16 protein-coding genes are annotated in these 18,101 nt (G+C 72.1%); 12 read left to right on the forward strand and 4 right to left on the reverse strand.

Going from position 1 to position 18,101, the window contains the following annotated elements; genetic code table 11:
- Positions 1-347 precede the first annotated feature (347 nt).
- The 9 genes from E6R62_RS12675 to E6R62_RS12715 all read left to right on the forward strand — a co-directional run bounded on the left by E6R62_RS12675 (position 348) and on the right by E6R62_RS12715 (position 12,697).
- Positions 348-1,793: an aldehyde dehydrogenase family protein gene (locus E6R62_RS12675; RefSeq protein ID WP_136213465.1), complete on the forward strand. Its 1,446-nt coding sequence runs from the start codon at positions 348-350 to the stop codon at positions 1,791-1,793.
- A gap of 194 nt (positions 1,794-1,987) precedes the next feature.
- On the forward strand, positions 1,988-3,931 hold the full coding sequence (locus tag E6R62_RS12680) for an acyl-CoA dehydrogenase family protein (protein ID WP_136213466.1): 1,944 nt from the start codon (positions 1,988-1,990) through the stop codon (positions 3,929-3,931).
- 110 nt (positions 3,932-4,041) lie between these two features.
- A complete protein-coding gene (locus E6R62_RS12685; protein ID WP_136213467.1) occupies positions 4,042-5,394 on the forward strand; it encodes a hypothetical protein in 1,353 nt (450 codons plus the stop codon).
- A 20-nt stretch (positions 5,395-5,414) separates the two neighbouring features.
- On the forward strand, positions 5,415-6,668 hold the full coding sequence (gene dxr, locus E6R62_RS12690) for a 1-deoxy-D-xylulose-5-phosphate reductoisomerase (RefSeq protein ID WP_136213468.1): 1,254 nt from the start codon (positions 5,415-5,417) through the stop codon (positions 6,666-6,668).
- Complete coding sequence (locus E6R62_RS12695; RefSeq protein WP_136213469.1) at positions 6,665-7,966, forward strand: RIP metalloprotease; 1,302 nt, start codon at positions 6,665-6,667, stop codon at positions 7,964-7,966. Before dxr ends, E6R62_RS12695 begins: the two co-directional genes overlap by 4 nt.
- Positions 7,967-8,143: 177 nt before the next feature.
- The gene (ispG, locus tag E6R62_RS12700; RefSeq protein WP_136213470.1) at positions 8,144-9,301 is read left to right on the forward strand and encodes a flavodoxin-dependent (E)-4-hydroxy-3-methylbut-2-enyl-diphosphate synthase; all 1,158 of its coding nucleotides are present in this window, start codon (positions 8,144-8,146) and stop codon (positions 9,299-9,301) included.
- 156 nt (positions 9,302-9,457) lie between these two features.
- Positions 9,458-10,303, forward strand: coding sequence for a GNAT family N-acetyltransferase (locus E6R62_RS12705; protein WP_206308714.1), 846 nt, complete (start codon positions 9,458-9,460; stop codon positions 10,301-10,303).
- A gap of 70 nt (positions 10,304-10,373) precedes the next feature.
- On the forward strand, positions 10,374-10,955 hold the full coding sequence (locus E6R62_RS12710; RefSeq protein ID WP_136213471.1) for a GNAT family N-acetyltransferase: 582 nt from the start codon (positions 10,374-10,376) through the stop codon (positions 10,953-10,955).
- A gap of 32 nt (positions 10,956-10,987) precedes the next feature.
- The gene (locus tag E6R62_RS12715; RefSeq protein WP_136213472.1) at positions 10,988-12,697 is read left to right on the forward strand and encodes a proline--tRNA ligase; all 1,710 of its coding nucleotides are present in this window, start codon (positions 10,988-10,990) and stop codon (positions 12,695-12,697) included.
- Positions 12,698-12,724: 27 nt separating this feature from the next.
- On the opposite strand, the gene E6R62_RS12720 is transcribed toward E6R62_RS12715, so the two are convergent.
- From E6R62_RS12720 to E6R62_RS12735, 4 genes are read right to left on the reverse strand one after another with little or no spacing between them, the layout of a single operon-like run.
- The gene (locus tag E6R62_RS12720; RefSeq protein WP_136213473.1) at positions 12,725-13,777 is read right to left on the reverse strand and encodes a slipin family protein; all 1,053 of its coding nucleotides are present in this window, start codon (positions 13,775-13,777) and stop codon (positions 12,725-12,727) included.
- A gap of 42 nt (positions 13,778-13,819) precedes the next feature.
- Positions 13,820-14,722: an aminoglycoside phosphotransferase family protein gene (locus tag E6R62_RS12725; protein ID WP_136213474.1), complete on the reverse strand. Its 903-nt coding sequence runs from the start codon at positions 14,720-14,722 to the stop codon at positions 13,820-13,822.
- 16 nt (positions 14,723-14,738) lie between these two features.
- Positions 14,739-15,197, reverse strand: coding sequence for a ferritin-like domain-containing protein (locus E6R62_RS12730; protein ID WP_240801633.1), 459 nt, complete (start codon positions 15,195-15,197; stop codon positions 14,739-14,741).
- Positions 15,194-15,745, reverse strand: coding sequence for a hypothetical protein (locus E6R62_RS12735; protein ID WP_168714033.1), 552 nt, complete (start codon positions 15,743-15,745; stop codon positions 15,194-15,196). Before E6R62_RS12735 ends, E6R62_RS12730 begins: the two co-directional genes overlap by 4 nt.
- 180 nt (positions 15,746-15,925) lie before the next feature.
- Here E6R62_RS12735 and rimP point away from each other — a divergent pair, with 180 nt between their 5' ends.
- From rimP to E6R62_RS12750, 3 genes are all read left to right on the forward strand, one after another.
- The gene (rimP, locus tag E6R62_RS12740) at positions 15,926-16,423 is read left to right on the forward strand and encodes a ribosome maturation factor RimP (RefSeq protein ID WP_136213477.1); all 498 of its coding nucleotides are present in this window, start codon (positions 15,926-15,928) and stop codon (positions 16,421-16,423) included.
- 2 nt (positions 16,424-16,425) lie between these two features.
- On the forward strand, positions 16,426-17,520 hold the full coding sequence (gene nusA, locus E6R62_RS12745) for a transcription termination factor NusA (protein ID WP_240801634.1): 1,095 nt from the start codon (positions 16,426-16,428) through the stop codon (positions 17,518-17,520).
- 170 nt (positions 17,521-17,690) lie between these two features.
- Positions 17,691-17,978: a YlxR family protein gene (locus E6R62_RS12750; RefSeq protein WP_136213478.1), complete on the forward strand. Its 288-nt coding sequence runs from the start codon at positions 17,691-17,693 to the stop codon at positions 17,976-17,978.
- The last annotated feature ends 123 nt before the right edge of the window (positions 17,979-18,101 follow it).

Raw genomic sequence — 18,101 nt, forward strand, 5'->3', positions numbered from 1 at the left:
TACCGGCCCGGGAGGATCGCGCGGCGCGAGCCGTACTCGTGCCCGGGCCCCGGTGCGGTCCGGGCGCTCCCGGGCCCGGCCATGGCCCCCGGCCGAGTGGCGCCCAGCGGCCGGACCGGAGCCGGCCGCGGCGACCCCGCCGAGGGGCGCCCGGGGCCGGCCGGGTATCGCCCCGCCCGGCGCGGCTCCCGGGCAGGGCGGCCCCGCACGCGTCGGGGCGTCCGGACAGTGACAAAGCGGCGCAGCTACCGGCGCGCGTACTCCATGCCGGACAAACACCGAATCGCCGGCGGAGTCCTACGGTGGAGGAGACAAGGACCCGCACAACTCGAAGGGCCGGGATTCGCATGACTTCCACCCACGCCTTCTGGCTCGCCGGCCGCCAGGCCACCGGCGAGGACAGCTTCGACGTCCACTCCCCGTGGGACGGACGCCTGGTCGGCACGGTCAGCGTGCCCACCGACGCCCAGGTCGAAGAGGCCGTGGCCGCGGCGCACGCCGTGACGGCGGAGTTCTCCGCGACGCCCGCGCACGTCCGCGCCGCCGCCCTCGACCACGTCTCGAAGCGGCTCGTCGAGCGCACCGAGGAGATCGCCCAGCTGATCTCCGCCGAGAACGGCAAGCCCATCAAGTGGGCCCGCGGTGAGGTCGGCCGTGCGGTGTCCGTGTTCCGTTTCGCCGCCGAAGAGGCCCGCCGCTTCAACGGCGGAGAGGCCCAGCGCCTCGACACCGACGCCGGCGGTGTCGGCCGTCTCGCCCTGACCCGCCGCTTCGTCAAGGGCCCGGTCCTCGGCATCGCGCCGTTCAACTTCCCGCTGAACCTGTGCGCCCACAAGGTGGCCCCCGCCATCGCCGTCGGCGCGCCGATCATCCTGAAGCCGGCCCCGGCCACCCCGCTCTCCGGCCTGATCCTCGGCGAGCTGCTCGCCGAGACCGACCTGCCGGCCGGCTCCTGGTCCGTCCTGCCGGTGGCGAACGACAAGATGCCCGCCCTGGTCAAGGACGAGCGCCTGCCCGTCATCTCCTTCACCGGCTCCGACACGGTCGGCTACGCCATCCAGCAGTCGGTGCCCCACAAGCACTGCACCCTGGAGCTCGGCGGCAACGCCGCGGCCGTCGTCCTCGCCGACTGGTCCTCCGAGGCCGACCTCGACTGGGCCGCGACCCGTATCGCGACCTTCTCGAACTACCAGGCCGGCCAGTCCTGCATCTCCGTTCAGCGCGTGATCGCCGACGCCTCGGTGTACGACCGCCTCGTCGAGAAGGTCGTCGCCAAGGTCCAGGCGCAGGTCACCGGTGACCCGTCCGACTCCGCCACCGACGTCGGCCCCCTCGTATCCGAGGACGCCGCCAAGCGGGTCGAGTCCTGGGTCGAGGAGGCCGTCTCCGCCGGCGCCAAGCTGCTGACCGGCGGCAAGCGTGAGGGTGCCTCGTACGAGCCCACCGTCGTCGCCGACCTGCCGGCCGGCGTGAAGCTCGCCGTCGAAGAGGTCTTCGGACCGGTCCTCACGCTCCGGAAGGTGGAGAACACCGACGAGGCGTTCGCGGCCGTCAACGACTCGAAGTTCGGTCTGCAGACCGGCGTCTTCACCCGCGACATCCAGACCGCGTTCCGCGCCCACCGGGAGCTGGAGGTCGGCGGCGTGATCGTCGGCGACGCGCCGTCCTACCGCGCCGACCAGATGCCCTACGGCGGCGTCAAGCAGTCGGGTGTCGGCCGCGAGGGCGTCCGCTACGCGATGGACGACTACACCTACGAGCGGGTCCTGGTCCTCACCGGCCTGGACATCTGAGCCGACTCGTACGGCCAAGAGCCGACGGCCGGAGCCCACTGTGCGGGGGCTCCGGCCGTCCCCCTTTTCCCTCGCCCGTTCCCCCACCCTGCCCCGCTCCGCTTTTCCGGGCGCCGTGGAGGGGGTACGACTGACAGGTAGCACCGACCGGTATTCCGGAAAGTCATCCGACTGGCGGCGAGGTGAGTCCCCGCATGTCCGCAACACAGCCCAAGGTGACCGAGCGCGAGGCCAGGCAGGTCGCGGAAGCGGCCCGGCAACAGGACTGGCGCAAGCCCAGCTTCGCCAAGGAACTGTTCCTGGGACGGTTCCGGCTCGACCTGATCCACCCCCACCCACAGCCCGCCGACGAGGACGTCCGGCGCGGCGAGGCCTTCCTCGCCCGGCTTCGGGACTTCTGCGAGCGTGAGATCGACGGCCCGCGCATCGAGCGCGAGGCGAGGATCCCCGACGAGACCGTGCGCGGACTCAAGGAGCTCGGCGCCCTCGGGATGAAGATCGACCCCAAGTACGGGGGACTCGGCCTCACCCAGGTGTACTACAACAAGGCGTTGGCGCTCGTCGGTTCCGTCAGCCCGGCCATCGGCGCGCTCCTCTCCGCCCATCAGTCGATCGGCGTGCCCCAGCCGCTCAAGATGTTCGGCACGCAGGAGCAGAAGGACGCCTATCTGCCCCGCTGCGCCACCAGCGCCATCAGCGCCTTCCTCCTGACCGAACCCGACGTGGGCTCCGACCCGGCCCGCCTGGCCACCACCGCCGTCCCGGTCACGGAGGACGGGGAGGAGGCGTACGTCCTCGACGGGGTGAAGCTCTGGACCACCAACGGGGTCGTGGCCGACCTCCTCGTGGTCATGGCCCGGGTACCCAAGAGCGACAACCACCGAGGCGGGATCACCGCCTTCGTCGTGGAGGCGGACTCGCCGGGCATCACCGTCGAGAACCGCAACTCCTTCATGGGGCTGCGCGGCCTGGAGAACGGCGTCACCCGCTTCCACGGGGTGCGGGTCCCGGCCGCCCAGCGGATCGGCGCCGAGGGCGCCGGTCTGAAGATCGCGCTGACCACGCTGAACACCGGACGCCTGTCGCTGCCCGCCATGTGCGTCGGCGCCGGCAAGTGGTGCCTCAAGATCGCCCGTGAGTGGTCGGGCGTGCGCGAGCAGTGGGGACGGCCCGTCGCGCGGCACGAGGCGGTCGGGGCGAAGATCTCCTTCATCGCCGCGACCACCTTCGCCCTGGAAGCGGTGGTCGACCTCGCCTCGCAGATGGCCGACGAGGACCGCAACGACATCCGCATCGAAGCCGCCCTGGCCAAGCTCTACGGCTCCGAGATGGCCTGCCTGATGGCCGACGAGCTGGTCCAGATCCGCGGCGGACGGGGCTTCGAGACCGCCGAGTCCCTCGCCGCGCGCGGCGAAAGGGCCGTCCCGGCCGAACAGATGCTCCGCGACCTGCGCATCAACCGCATCTTCGAGGGCTCGACCGAGATCATGCACCTACTGATCGCCCGGGAGGCCGTCGACGCCCACCTCTCGGTCGCCGGCGACCTGATCGACCCCGACAAGGACCTCGGCGACAAGGCCAAGGCGGGCGCCCGGGCCGCCGGGTTCTACGCCCGCTGGCTGCCCAAGCTGGCCACGGGCGCCGGGCAGGTACCCGGCACCTACCGCGAGTTCAACCCGGCCGGCCACCCCGACCTCTCCACCCACCTGCGGTACGTCGAGCGCAGCGCCCGCAAACTCGCCCGGATGACGTTCATGGCGATGGCGCGCTGGCAGGGCCGGATGGAGACCAAGCAGAACTTCCTCGGTCGTATCGTCGACATCGGGGCGGAACTCTTCGCGATGAGCGCGGCCTGTGTCCGCGCCGAGCACCTGCGGGCCACCGGCGAACACGGCCGGGAGGCCTACCAGCTCGCCGACGCGTTCTGCCGCCAGTCCCGGCTCCGGGTCGAGGAACTCTTCGGCCGGCTCTGGTCCAACACGGACGACCTGGACCGCAAGGTGGTCGAGGGCGTCCTCTCCGGCACCTACACCTGGCTGGAGGAAGGTGTCCTCGACCCCTCGGGCGACGGCCCCTGGATCGCGGACGCCACCCCCGGCCCCTCGCAGAAGGAAAACGTGCATCGCCCGTTGCGCTGACAGCTGACCATCGAGCGCTGACCTGCGATGATCGGCGTGCAGTCAAACCGATGTACGGGACCCGGGCGACCGGGGTCCGGGAACAGGCACGAGCACGAGGCGGCACAGCGATGGCGACGGCCGGGGAAGACCGTTACAGCCGACGGCTGGCCTGGTGCGTGGCGCTGCTGTCGCGCCACGCACCGGATGCGGTCGCGGCCGGTCTCCTCGGCCGGCTCGACCCCGCCGTCCGCCGCTACCTCTGCCGGGACGAGCACCTGCCCGCTGCGGCCGTCACCCTGCTGCTGCGCGACGGCACCGACGAGGACCGCCGCAACGTCGCCCGCAACCCGCACGTGCTCGGGCGTCCCCTGCCGGGGCTGCCCGGGCCCGCCCGGTACCGGCGCCGCCCCGGCCCCTCGCCTCGCCTGCTCGCCACCCTGGGCGCCGAGCTGGGCCGCCACCCCGCGATAGCCGGGGAGCACGGGCCGCCCCTGAGCGGTGCGGAACTCCTGACGCTGCTGCGCCGCCACGGGTCCCGCAGGCCGCGGATACCGCTCGACGTACTGACCCTGCCGTACGAACTCGACCCGGCGACCCTGCTGCGCGAGCACTCCCGCGCCCCGCTGCCGCCGGGCTCGGTCGAGGCCCTGTTGCTGGTGGCCGGGCTCGACCGGGAGACCGTCCTCGCACTGCTCGACACGCGCGCGCAGGACACCTACGGCCCCCACTGGCACCGCCCCGCCGTCCGGGCCGTCCGCACCGGCACCCTGACCTTCGACGAGCTCGCGGCGGCCGTCGCACCCGCGCACCGCGCCCTGCTGCTCGGACAGGCCCACGCCATCGGGCGCTTCGCCTGGAACCTCGACGAGTGGGCCGGGATGCGGGCCGCCCTGGTCCGCGTCCTGCGACCGGTGCTCGGGGACGACCCCGGCCCGTGGGCCGAACTGCGCCGCGCCGCCGCCGGATTCCCCGGCACCCTCCCGGAGCTGGCCGCCGCCGTCGCCACGGGGACGGCGCCGACGCACCCCGCCCCCGCCGTTCCGGGCCTCACCGAGGCCGTCGACGCCCTCGCGCCGGGCGCGGCGCGGGAACCGGAGCCGAGCGTGGACCGCGAGCTGGCCCTCGCCAGCCTCGGCGTGCCCAACGCGATGGGCGACCTCCGCGAGGACGTCCGCTGGGTCCGGGCCTGCCTGGACGCCGGCGTGCTCACCGGCGCCGACGTGCTCCGCCACAAGGCCCCCGCCGTCTGGGCCCTGGACGAGGACCACTGGCTCGGCGATGTCGACTACCCCGATCGGCACGACCTCCCGGAAGCGGTGCTCGCCTCCCGCGCCGAGGCCGACCGGCTGCTCACGGCGGCCCTCGGCGTCGACACCGAGGCGTGGTGGTGGGCGGCCCTGACGCTTCCCGATTTCGCGGGGACCCTCCCGGAGCTGCTGGCCGCCGTCATTCAGGGGGACTCCGTGTCCAACCGCTCGTGAGTTGCGGCAACAATGGGGGCATGACCGACAGCCCAGCCCCCTTGGCCGACCCGCACCTCCTCTTCGACCCCGCGGTCGGCCGCCGGGACATCGTCATCCTCGGCTCCACCGGCTCCATCGGCACCCAGGCCATCGACCTCGCCCTGCGCAACCCGGACCGCTTCCGGGTGACCGCCCTGTCCGCCGCCGGCGGTCGCGTCGCGCTGCTGGCCGAACAGGCCCGGCGGCTGCGGGTGCGGACGGTCGCGGTGGCCGACGAGGACGCCGTCCCCGCGCTGAAAGAGGCGCTGAGCGCCCAGTACGGCGGTTCCGAGCCGCTGCCCGAGATCCTGGCCGGGCCGGACGCGGCGGCCGAACTCGCCGCCTCCTCCTGCCACACCGTCCTCAACGGCATCACCGGTTCCATCGGCCTCGCGCCCACCCTCGCCGCGCTGCGGGCGGGCCGGACCCTGGCCCTGGCCAACAAGGAGTCGCTGATCGTCGGCGGTCCGCTGGTCAAGGCCCTCGCGCGGCCGGGCCAGATCATCCCGGTGGACTCCGAGCACGCCGCGCTCTTCCAGGCGCTGGCCGCCGGGACCCGGGCGGACGTCCGCAAGCTCGTGGTCACGGCCTCGGGCGGCCCGTTCCGCGGCCGTACCCGCGCGGAGCTGGCGAAGGTCACCGTGCGGGACGCCCTCGCGCACCCGACCTGGGCGATGGGCCCGGTGATCACCATCAACTCGGCGACCCTGGTCAACAAGGGGCTGGAGGTCATCGAGGCGCACCTGCTCTACGACATCCCCTTCGACCGCATCGAGGTCGTGGTCCACCCGCAGTCCTACGTCCACTCGATGGTCGAGTTCTCCGACGGTTCGACCCTGGCCCAGGCCACCCCGCCCGATATGCGCGGCCCGATCGCGATCGGCCTCGGCTGGCCCGAACGCGTCCCCGACGCGGCCCCCGCGTTCGACTGGACCAAGGCGTCGAGCTGGGAGTTCTTCCCGCTGGACACCGAGGCCTTCCCGGCGGTGGACCTGGCCCGGCACGTCGGTACGCTCGGCTCCACCGCGCCCGCCGTGTTCAACGCGGCGAACGAGGAGTGCGTGGCGGCCTTTCTGGCCGGTCGGCTGCCGTTCACAGCAATCATGGATACGGTCTCTGCCGTGGTCGATGAGCACGGAACACCGGACGCGGGAACTTCCCTCACCGTCCGGGACGTCCTTGAAGCGGAGACCTGGGCCAGGGCCCGGGCACGGGAGATGGCGGCACGGGCCGCCGTGGAGGCGCGCGCATGACGATCTTGCTGACCTTGATCGGTGTGGTCGTATTCGTGTTCGGCCTGCTGTTCTCCATCGCCTGGCACGAGCTGGGCCACCTCTCGACGGCCAAGCTCTTCGGCATCCGCGTGCCCCAGTACATGGTCGGCTTCGGCCGGACCGTCTGGTCGCGCAAGAAGGGCGAGACGGAGTACGGCATCAAGGCCATCCCGATGGGCGGCTACATCCGCATGATCGGGATGTTCCCGCCCGGCGAGGACGGCAAGGTCAGCGCCCGCTCGACCTCCCCGTTCCGCTCGATGATCGAGGACGCGCGCTCGGCCGCGTACGAGGAACTCCAGCCCGGGGACGAGAGCCGGCTGTTCTACACGCGCAAGCCCTGGAAGCGCGTGATCGTGATGTTCGCCGGCCCCTTCATGAATCTGGTCCTGGCGCTGGTGATCTTCTTCGGGCTGTGGATGACCTACGGCATCGGCCAGACCACCACCCAGGTGGCGTCCGTCTCCCCCTGCGTGATCCAGCAGAGCGAGAAGCGCGAGATCTGCAAGGACGGCGATCCGGTGGCCCCGGCCAAGAAGGCGGGCCTGCGGGTGGGCGACAAGATCGTGGCCTTCGACGGCAAGCGGGTGAGCGACTGGGCGGTGCTCCAGACCAAGATCCGTGACACGGTCGGCCCCGCCACGGTCACCGTCCTGCGGGACGGCCGCGAGGTCACCCTCCAGGCGACGCTGATCGAGAACAAGGTCGCCAAGACCGACGGCCACGGCGGGTACGTCAAGGGCCAGTACGTGACGGCGGGCTGGCTCGGCTTCGGCCCCAAGGAAGTGATCGCACCGCTCGGCTTCGGCGAGTCCGTCGAGCACATGGGTGATGTCGCGCAGAGCAGCGTGCAGGGGCTCCTGCGCCTCCCGGAGAAGATCCCCGCCCTGTGGAACGCGGCCTTCAACGGCGCGGAGCGGCAGCCCGACTCCCCGATGGGCATCGTGGGCGCGGCGCGCATCAGCGGTGAGATCGCCACCCTGGACATCCCCGGCGAGCAGCGTCTGGCCACGATGCTGGGCGTCCTCGGGATGTTCAACCTGTCGCTGTTCCTGTTCAACATGCTGCCGCTGTTGCCCCTTGACGGCGGCCACATCGCCGGCGCCCTGTGGGAGTCGGTGCGGCGCAACGTCGCCCGCGTCTTCCGGCGCGCCGACCCGGGCCCGTTCGACGTGGCGAAGCTGATGCCCGCCGCGTATGTCGTCGCCGGCGTCTTCGTCTGCTTCACCCTGCTGGTGCTCGTGGCGGACGTGGTCAACCCGATCAAGATCACTTAGCCCGGGGCGTCCTACGGGCACACGACGACGGGAGCCGGGCACGGATCGTGCCCGGCTCCCTACGTTCGGGTGGCACACACCCGGCGATGCGTGGCTCACGCGCCCCTTGGCGTAATCTCGAAGCCTGGAGCCCGCCGATCTCGGGACCTTGATCCACACCTTGGGGTTGCACAGCAGATGACTGCCATCTCTCTCGGAATGCCGTCCGTGCCGACGAAGCTCGCCGACCGCCGGGTCAGCCGCAAGATCCAGGTCGGCTCGGTGGCCGTCGGCGGCGACGCGCCCATCTCGGTGCAGTCGATGACCACGACCCGCACCTCCGACGTCGGCGCCACGCTCCAGCAGATCGCCGAGCTGACCGCCTCCGGCTGCAACATCGTCCGTGTCGCCTGCCCCACGCAGGACGACGCCGACGCGCTCGCCGTGATCGCTAAGAAGTCCCAGATCCCGGTCATCGCCGACATCCACTTCCAGCCGAAGTACGTGTTCGCGGCCATCGACGCCGGCTGCGCCGCCGTCCGCGTCAACCCCGGCAACATCAAGCAGTTCGACGACAAGGTCAAGGAGATCGCGAAGGCCGCCAACGACGCGGGCACCCCGATCCGGATCGGCGTCAACGCGGGCTCCCTCGACGCCCGGCTGCTCAAGAAGTACGGCAAGGCCACCCCCGAGGCGCTGGTCGAGTCGGCCCTGTGGGAGGCCTCCCTCTTCGAGGAGCACGGCTTCAGCGACATCAAGATCTCGGTCAAGCACAACGACCCGGTCGTCATGGTCAACGCCTACCGCCAACTGGCCGCCGCCTGCGACTACCCGCTGCACCTGGGCGTCACCGAGGCCGGCCCCGCCTTCCAGGGCACCATCAAGTCCGCCGTCGCCTTCGGCGCGCTCCTCTCCGAGGGCATCGGCGACACCATCCGCGTCTCCCTCTCGGCCCCGCCGGTCGAGGAGGTCAAGGTCGGCATCCAGATCCTGGAGTCGCTCAACCTCAAGCCGCGCCGCCTGGAAATCGTCTCCTGCCCGTCCTGCGGTCGCGCCCAGGTCGACGTGTACAAGCTGGCCGAAGAGGTCACCGCCGGCCTGGAGGGCATGGAGGTACCGCTGCGCGTCGCCGTCATGGGCTGCGTCGTGAACGGCCCGGGCGAGGCCCGCGAGGCCGACCTCGGTGTCGCCTCCGGCAACGGCAAGGGCCAGATCTTCGTCAAGGGCGAGGTCATCAAGACCGTCCCCGAGTCGAAGATCGTGGAAACGCTCATCGAAGAGGCCATGAAGATCGCCGAGCAGATGGAGAAGGACGGCATCCCCTCCGGCGAACCCACCGTCGCCATCGGCGTCTGATCCCCGGGGGCCGGTCCGGCCCCGCGCACCTCGCCCCGCCCCGTCTCCGCAGCCCGGAGGCGTGGGCGGGGCTTTTTCGTGACCTGTGGGACCGGGCATCCCCATGCGACGCCGGGTACAGTGCGGAGATCAGCAGACTTGCATGGTGAGGCCCCAGTGTTGACGCAGACCACCACCCGGGTCCTTGAACCCAGTGATCTCGACTCCGCGCTCGAAGTCCTCGGGCGCGAGCCGGTCGAGAACGCCTTCGTCACCTCCCGGGTCCAGGTCGCCGGCCTCGACCCCTGGCGCCTGGGCGGCGAGATGTGGGGCTGGTACGCCGACGGAGAGCTCCGCTCCCTCTGCTACGCGGGAGCCAACCTCGTCCCCGTCTGCGCCGGCCCCGACGCCGTGCGCGCCTTCGCCGACCGCGCCCGCCGCACCGGACGCCGCTGCTCCTCCATCGTCGGCCCGGTCGAGGCCACGCGGCTGCTGTGGCGCCTCCTGGAGCCCAGCTGGGGACCGGCCCGCGACGTCCGCTCCCACCAGCCGCTGATGATCACCGAGCAGCCGTCCACCGAGGTACGACCCGACCCCCTGGTCCGCCGCGTCCGCAAGAACGAGATGGACCTGATCATGCCCGCCTGCGTGGCCATGTTCACCGAGGAGGTCGGCATCTCCCCCCTCGCCGGGGACGGAGGGTTGCTCTACCAGGCCCGGGTCGCCGAACTCGTGGGCACCGGCCGTTCCTTCGCCCGCGTCGAAGACGGCAGGATCGTCTTCAAGGCGGAGATCGGCGCGGCCACCCCGCGCGCCTGCCAGATCCAGGGCGTGTGGGTGGACCCCGAGTTCCGCGGACGCGGGCACTCCGAGGCGGGGATGGCCGCCGTCGTGGAGTACGCCCTGCGCGACGTGGCGCCCGTGGTCAGCCTGTACGTCAACGACTTCAACACCGCCGCGCGGGCGGCCTACCGGCGCGTGGGCTTCCGTGAGGTCGGTGCGTTCATGAGCGTGCTCTTCTGACCCACCCGGGCCCACGGAACCCGGTGCCGGACCCGTACCCCTCGCCGCTACCGCCGAGTAAGGTCACCGCATGCTGCCTACCCCCGAGGGCGACGGTCCCCACCGGCCCGCAGGACTCCGCATCGGCCCCCTCGACCTCGCCGCCCGGGTGGACGAGGCCCTGCGCGTGCAGGCCGTCGCCTTCGGGCTCAGCGACGAGGAAGTGGCGATCCGGCGCTACATCGTCCAGCGCCACATGGCCTGCCGGGGCGCCCGCGCGCTGGGCGCGTACACCGAGGACGGCGCGCTCGCCGGGTTCGTCTACGGCATGCCCAACGACCGCGACCACTGGTGGTCCACCGTCGTCGAGCCGTACCTGCGCACCGGAGGCCACGAGGGCTGGCTCGACGGCTCGTTCGTCATCACCGAACTGCACGTCCACCCCGGCTTCCAGGGCCACGGCGTGGGTCGGGCGCTCATCACCCGGCTCACGGACGCCGCCGCCGAGCCGCGCTCCATCCTGTCCGCCATCGACACGGAGAGCCCGGCCCGCGCCCTGTACCGCGCGCTGGGCTACACCGACCTCGCCCGCCGCGTGTACTTCCCCAGCGCGAGCCTTCCCTACGCCGTGATGGGCGCCCCGCTGCCGCTGCGCAGGCCCGTAATCCGGTGAGCGGTGCGAGAGAGCCTCGGTAGGCTCCCTTCATGTCTACGCAACACGTGCAGCGCATGTCCCGCCTCCTGGCCAAGACCCTCCGCGAGGACCCGGCCGACGCCGAGACCCTCAGCCACCGCCTCCTCGTCCGCGCCGGCTACGTCCGGCGCAGCTCCGCCGGGGTGTGGACCTGGCTGCCGCTCGGCAAGCGCGTCCTGGAGAACGTCTCGCGAGTCGTGCGCGAGGAGATGGACGCGATCGGGGCGCAGGAGGTGCTGCTGCCGGCGCTGCTGCCGAGGGAGCCGTACGAGGTGAGCGGTCGCTGGTCGGAGTACGGGGACCTGCTCTTCCGGCTCAAGGACCGCAAGGGCGCGGACTACCTGCTCGGCCCCACCCACGAGGAGATCTTCACCCTGCTCGTGAAGGACCAGTGCACGTCCTACAAGGACCTGCCGGTCATGCTCTACCAGATCCAGACCAAGTACCGTGACGAGGCCCGGCCGCGCTCCGGCGTGCTGCGCGGCCGCGAGTTCCAGATGAAGGACTCGTACTCCTTCGACGTCAGCGACGAGGGGCTCGCTCAGTCGTACGCCCTGCACCGCGCCGCCTACCAGCGGATCTTCGAGCGGCTCGGCCTGGACCACCGGATCGTGTCGGCGGTCTCCGGCGCGATGGGCGGCTCGGCGTCCGAGGAGTTCCTGGCGCCGGCGGCCGCGGGTGAGGACACCTTCGCGGACTGCCCCACCTGCGACTACTCGGCCAACACCGAGGCGGTGACCTTCGCCCTGACCCCGGTGGAGGCGCAGCACGGCCCGCTGGAGGAGATCCCCACTCCCGACACCCCGACCATCGAGACGCTGGCCGCGCACCTGGGCGTGCCCGCGTCGGCCACGCTCAAGAACCTCCTCGTCAAGGTGGACGGCGAGATCGTCGCCGTCGGCGTGCCGGGCGACCGGGAGGTGGACCTGGGCAAGCTCGGGGAGCACCTGGCGCCCGCGGTCGTGGAGTTGGTGACGGCGGAGGACTTCGCCGGCCGGCCCGACCTGGTACGCGGCTACGTGGGTCCGCAGGGTCTGGAGAAGGTGCGCTACCTCGCCGACCCCCGTGTCGCGCCCGGCACTTCATGGGTGACGGGTGCCAACAAGCCCGACACGCACGCCCGTAACGTGGTCTGCGGCCGGGACTTCGAGGTCGACCGCTACCTGGACGTCGTGGTGGTCGAGCCCGGCGACCCCTGCCCGAACTGCGGGAGCGGACTCGCGCTGGACCGGGCGATCGAGATCGGGCACATCTTCCAGCTGGGCCGCAAGTACGCCGACGCCTTCGGGCTGGACGTGCTCGGCCGGGAGGGCAAGCCGGTCCGGGTCACCATGGGCTCCTACGGCATCGGCGTCTCCCGCGTGGTGGCCGCCCTGGCCGAGCAGACGGCCGACGACCGGGGTCTGTGCTGGCCGGCTTCGGTCGCCCCGGCCGACGTACACGTGGTGGCGGCGGGCAAGGCAGTGCCGCTGGCCCTGGCGGAGTCCGCGGCGACGGCCCTCGCCGAGGCGGGGCGTCGGGTCCTGCTCGACGACCGGCCCGGCCTGTCGCCCGGTGTGAAGCTCACGGACGCGGAGCTGATCGGCGTGCCGTGGATCCTGGTCGCGGGCCGCCGCTCCGCCGACGGGGTGGTCGAACTCCAGGACCGCGCCGCCGGCACCCGCGAGGAACTGCCCCTCGCGGCGGCCCTGTCCCGTCTGACCGGGACGAACGGCGCCTGAGCCGTCGCGCGTCCGCCGCCGAGACCCTCAGGCGGGCGGTTCGTCCGGCACCGGGGGCGGCGCCACCGGGCCGCCCGGGGGCCCGATCGGGTCCGGGTCCGGCGAGCCGTTCACCCGCTCGACGTCGGGCCCGGCCGCCACGGAGTCCGGGGACCCCGTACCGTCCGGCCCCGCGCCGTCCCGCTCCACGCCGCCCCGCTCCACACCGTCCGGCCCCGCGCCCCGCAGTCCGGCGGGCGGCTGCCCGCCTTCCACCGCCGGCTCCGACGGGCGCGGAGCCGGCGGCGGCGCCGGGTGCGAAGCCGAGGGGTTCGGGGGGTTCGGGGCGGCGCGTTCGAGGAAGCGCAGCAGTTCCACCGGGAAGGGCAGTACCAGGGTGGAGTTCTTCTCCGCCGCCACCGCCACCACCGTCTGGAGCAGGCGCAATTGGAGGGCCGCCGGTTGCTCCGACATCACCGCCGCCGCCTCGGCCAGCTTCTTCGACGCCTGGAGCTCCGCGTCCGCGTTGATGACCCGCGCCCGGCGCTCGCGGTCCGCCTCCGCCTGGCGCGCCATCGACCGCTTCATCGTCTCCGGCAGGGAGACGTCCTTGATCTCCACCCGGTCGATCTGCACGCCCCATCCGACCGCCGGACTGTCGATCATCAGCTCAAGCCCCTGGTTGAGCTGCTCCCGGTTCGAGAGCAGATCGTCGAGGTCCGACTTGCCGATGATCGACCGCAGCGAGGTCTGCGCCATCTGCGAGACCGCGAAGCGGTAGTCCTCCACCTCGATGATCGCGCTGGCCGCGTCCACGACCTTGAAGTACACCACCGCGTCCACCCGTACCGTGACGTTGTCCCGCGTGATGCCCTCCTGCGCGGGGACCGGCATCGTCACGATCTGCATGTTCACCTTGCGCAGCCGGTCGACGCCCGGGACGACCATGGTGAAGCCCGGACCGCGGATGCCCTCACGCAGCCGGCCGAAGCGGAAGACCACGCCCCGCTCGTACTGCCTCACCACCCGTGAGGCGACACCCGCGGCGGCCGCGACGCCCACGCCCGCCGCGATCACCACTGTCAGGAGTTCCTGGACCATGACGGCCTCCTGCCGGACACATCCGTATATCTACGGTATGCCCTACAGCCAGGCCGCGAATTCCAGCAGGGACTCGGCATCGCGCCGACGTCCGGCCGCCAGCGCGCGGTTGCCGGACTCCACCGCGCGGAACACCGTCCAGCCCCGCAACCGCTCCCGGTCCACGTCCAGCGCGTCCGCCAGCTTGTTCACCCGCCGTCGGGCACCCGAGGCCCCCGCGGAGGAGGCGACCTGGTCCTCCAACCGGTCCCGGACGAGCCGGGCAAGGTCGTAGGCCCGCTCGCCGACCAGCGGATCGGGGCCCACCGTCAGCCACGGCGCCCGCTCGCCCGCCAGCACCTTGCCCTGCCGGAAGTTGCCGTGCAGCAGCAACTCCTCGGACGGGGCCGCCGTGAGTTCCTCACGGAGCGCCAGGGCCGCGGACGCCAACGCCTCCACCTCCGGCGGGGCCTTGCGCAGCGCTTCGGCCTGGCGGGCGGTCCGCTGCCCCACGGTCTCCCAGCCGTGGCCGGCGTCCGGCGCGACCCAGAGCCGGCGCAGCGTCCCGCAAGCCTCCAACAGGGCCTTCGCCTCCGGGAGCGAGCGCAGCGACACCTCTGGGTGCAGCCGCTCCAGGAGCAGCCCGCCGTCCTCCTCGTGGTGGCGCGAGTCGAGGACCCGTACCGCCCCGAAGCCGCCCCAGTGGGCGAGCGCGGCCAGCTCCAGATCCGGCCGGGCGGCCGGCGGGACCAGCTTGAGGGCGGCCGGGGTCCCGTCGGAGTACCGCACGAGGACGACGAGGCTGCTGCGCCCGCCGGGCGCCTGCACCCGCTGGGCCACCACCCCGCGCCGGTCCATCGCCTCTTCGGCGAGCCGGGGCAGCCGCTCCAGCCAGTCCGCGTCCTGCGCCGAACCCGGCATCTCGCCGAGCGCCCGTACAAGCCGCTGCGGCGGTTCGAAAGCCATGCGTGCGTGGTCCCTTTCAGCTGGTCTGGGCGCGATCCGCGCGTTCGGCGAGCCCAGGGAAGGCTACGCCGCCACCGCGCCACCGCGCCGCGCGCACGGCGGCGGCGCTCAACGCGTCGGCCGCCTCGCGGCGCAGCGGACCGTCCGCGGCCCGCACCAGATCGGAGTACGCGCCCGCCACGCGCTCCTCGATCTCCGCCGCCAGCCGCTCGGCGTCGGCCGGCCCGCGCACCTCGTAGGGCAGCGCGTACGCCGCCTCGGCGGCCCGCGGCGCTCCGCCCATCTCGCGCACCGTCCGGGCGAGTGAATCACGGCGAGCGAGGTGGCTCCCGTAGGCCTCGCGGGCCTCCGCGGCGCGCTCCGGCGAGGTGCGCGCGCCGATCACCCCGTAGCCGTAGGCGGCGGCGTGTTCGGCGGCCAGTGCCGACTGCACGGCTTCCAGCTGGCGGCCGGCGGGGGAGGGCGAGGGCTTCACGAGGCGGCTCCCGGGGTCGAGGTCAGCAGGTACGCGTGGACCGCTCCACAAGCCGCCACCGAGGCCAGCAGTCGGGCCAGTTCCCCGGGCGCGCCGGCCAGCGCGACGATCCGGGCCTCCGACAGGCTCCGCTCGGCGTCCGCGAGTTCGGTCAGCGCCTCGGCGGGGGTCGGCGGTACGGGCGCGGGACGCCGCGCCGGTGTCCCGGCCGAGGGGGCGGAGCCGGACGACGAGGCGGAGGGGGCCCCCGCCGGGCGGCCGGAGCCGGGGACGGCCAGCGCCACCGCGTGCGCCGCGACGGCCGCGCGCAGCGGCGCGAGCCGCCCCGCCAGGTCCGGATGGGCGGCGGTGGTGGCGTCGTAACGTTCGAGCAGACGCTCGGTCTCACGCGCGGCGTTCTCCCGCATCCGCCGTTCGAGTGGAATCCCGAGGTCCTCGTCGGGCGCGCCGCTTCCGCCGGTGCACCCGGTGAGCAGCGCGGCCCCGGCCGCCCCGGCGGCTCCGGCGAGCACGCTCCGCCGTGAGGGCGTGTGGGGCGCGGTGGGCATCGAAGGCATGGTCCAGGGCACGGCGACGTCCTCCGGAGGTGCTGGTGGGGCAGGGTGTGATCACGGTACCCGGGGCCCCCGCCGGGCGCGCGGACGGCAACACCCTCCGCGACCGGATACCCTTTGACCTGACACGCGACGGAAAACCACAACAGCACACGCGGCCGAGGAGTCACCCGGATGAGCACGACCCAGAGCGACAGGCTGCGCGGACTGCTGGAGCCGCTCGTCGCCGCCAAGGGCCTGGACCTCGAGGACATCGAGCTGTCGAAGGCGGGCAAGCGACGGATGCTGCGGGTCATCGTGGATTCCGATGAGGGCGTGGAGCTGGACGTGTGCGCCGAGCTGAGCCGTGAGGTCTCCGATCTGCTCGACGAATCCGACGTGATGGGCGAGGACGAGTACGTCCTTGAGGTGAGTTCGCCGGGCGCCGATCGTCCGTTGACCGAGCACCGTCACTACGTTCGGGCGACCGGACGTCTGGTGAAGTTCCAGCTGACCGAGGGCGGGGAACTGATCGCCCGCATCCTCGACGTCGACGACGAGGGCATGGACCTCGAAGTTCCGGGCGTGAAGGGCCGCAAGGCGACCGCCCGCCGCATCGCGTTCACCGACATCGCCAAGGCGCGTGTCGAGATCGAGTTCAACCGCAAGGACAAGAAGGAAGAGGAGGCGTAGCCGTGGACATCGACATGAGTGCCCTGCGGGGTCTGGTCAGGGAGAAGGAGATCTCCTTCGACCTGCTCGTCGAGGCGATCGAGTCGGCCCTCCTCATCGCGTACCACCGCACCGAGGGCAGCTACCGCCGTGCCCGCGTCGTGCTCGACCGCAGCAACGGTCACGTGGTCGTATGGGCGACGGAAGACCCGAGGGATCTCGAAGAGGGCCAGGAGCCCAAGGAGTTCGACGACACCCCGTCGGACTTCGGCCGGATCGCGGCGACCACCGCCAAGCAGGTGATCCTCCAGCGTCTGCGCGACGCCGAGGACGACCTGACGTTCGGCGAGTTCGCCGGCCGCGAGGGCGACGTCATCACCGGTGTGGTGCAGCAGGGCAAGGACCCGAAGAACGTCCTGGTCGACATCGGCAAGCTGGAGGCCATCCTGCCGGTGCAGGAGCAGGTGCCGGGCGAGGAGTACACGCACGGCCTGCGCCTCAAGGCGTACGTCGTCCGGGTGGCGAAGGGCGTGCGCGGCCCGTCCGTGACGCTGTCGCGCACCCACCCGAACCTGGTGAAGAAGCTGTTCGCGCTGGAGGTCCCGGAGATCGCCGACGGCAGCGTCGAGATCTCGGCGATCGCCCGTGAGGCCGGTCACCGCACCAAGATCGCGGTCCGCTCCACCCGCTCGGGCCTGAACCCGAAGGGCGCCTGCATCGGCCCGATGGGCAGCCGCGTGCGCAACGTGATGGCGGAGCTGCACGGTGAGAAGATCGACATCGTGGACTGGTCGGACGACCCGGCCGAGATGGTCGCGAACGCCCTCTCACCCGCCCGGGTGAGCGCGGTCGACGTCGTCGACTGGGACTCCCGCTCCGCACGGGTGACCGTGCCCGACTACCAGCTGTCGCTCGCGATCGGCAAGGAGGGCCAGAACGCCCGCCTCGCCGCGCGGCTCACCGGCTGGCGCATCGACATCCGCCCCGACACCGAGGAGCCCTCGGACCGGGACGCAGACCGTGACAGCCGTGACAGCCGTGACAGCCGTGACAGCCGTGACGGTCGTGACGGACGCGACAGCCGCGCCGGCGATCACGCCGAGCGGCGCGGGGAATAAAACCACTACCCGCCGGTGCTCACCGGCGGGTAGACAGGACCCCGACGAGGTCGGGGTCCCGGCATGCGGAAGACTCCGGCCCGCCCGGAGTGTTCCGAATGGATCACGACAACGTCCGTTCGATTTTTCGCCTGAAGGGGTGAGGTCGGTACGGGGAGGTAGACTTAGGCGTGTCTGGCCGGACGCAAGCCCGCGCATGCCCCGAACGCACCTGTGTGGGGTGCCGGGAGCGAGCGGCCAAGAGCGATCTGCTGCGCATCGTGGCGGTCGGGGACGAATGCGTCCCCGATCCACGCGGTACGCTGCCCGGCCGGGGTGCCTACCTGCACCCCGCCGTGGTCTGTCTCGACCAGGCGGTCCGCCGCCGGGCGTTCCCCCGGGCCCTCAGGTCCGCCGGAATGCTCGACACGGTGGTACTGCGCCGGGTCGTGGCCGGTGAGACCGAAGCAACACCGTAAGAAGAAGTAGTACCCACGGATTCCCGTGCGGTCAGGTACCTCGCGAGTTGGAAGTAGGTCGAGATTGCGATGAGCACTCGATGAGTACGCGATGAGTACGCCCATGAAGTAGCGACGGTCCGG

It is taken from the genome of Streptomyces sp. A1136, from assembly GCF_004795055.1.
Lineage (GTDB): Bacteria > Actinomycetota > Actinomycetes > Streptomycetales > Streptomycetaceae > Streptomyces.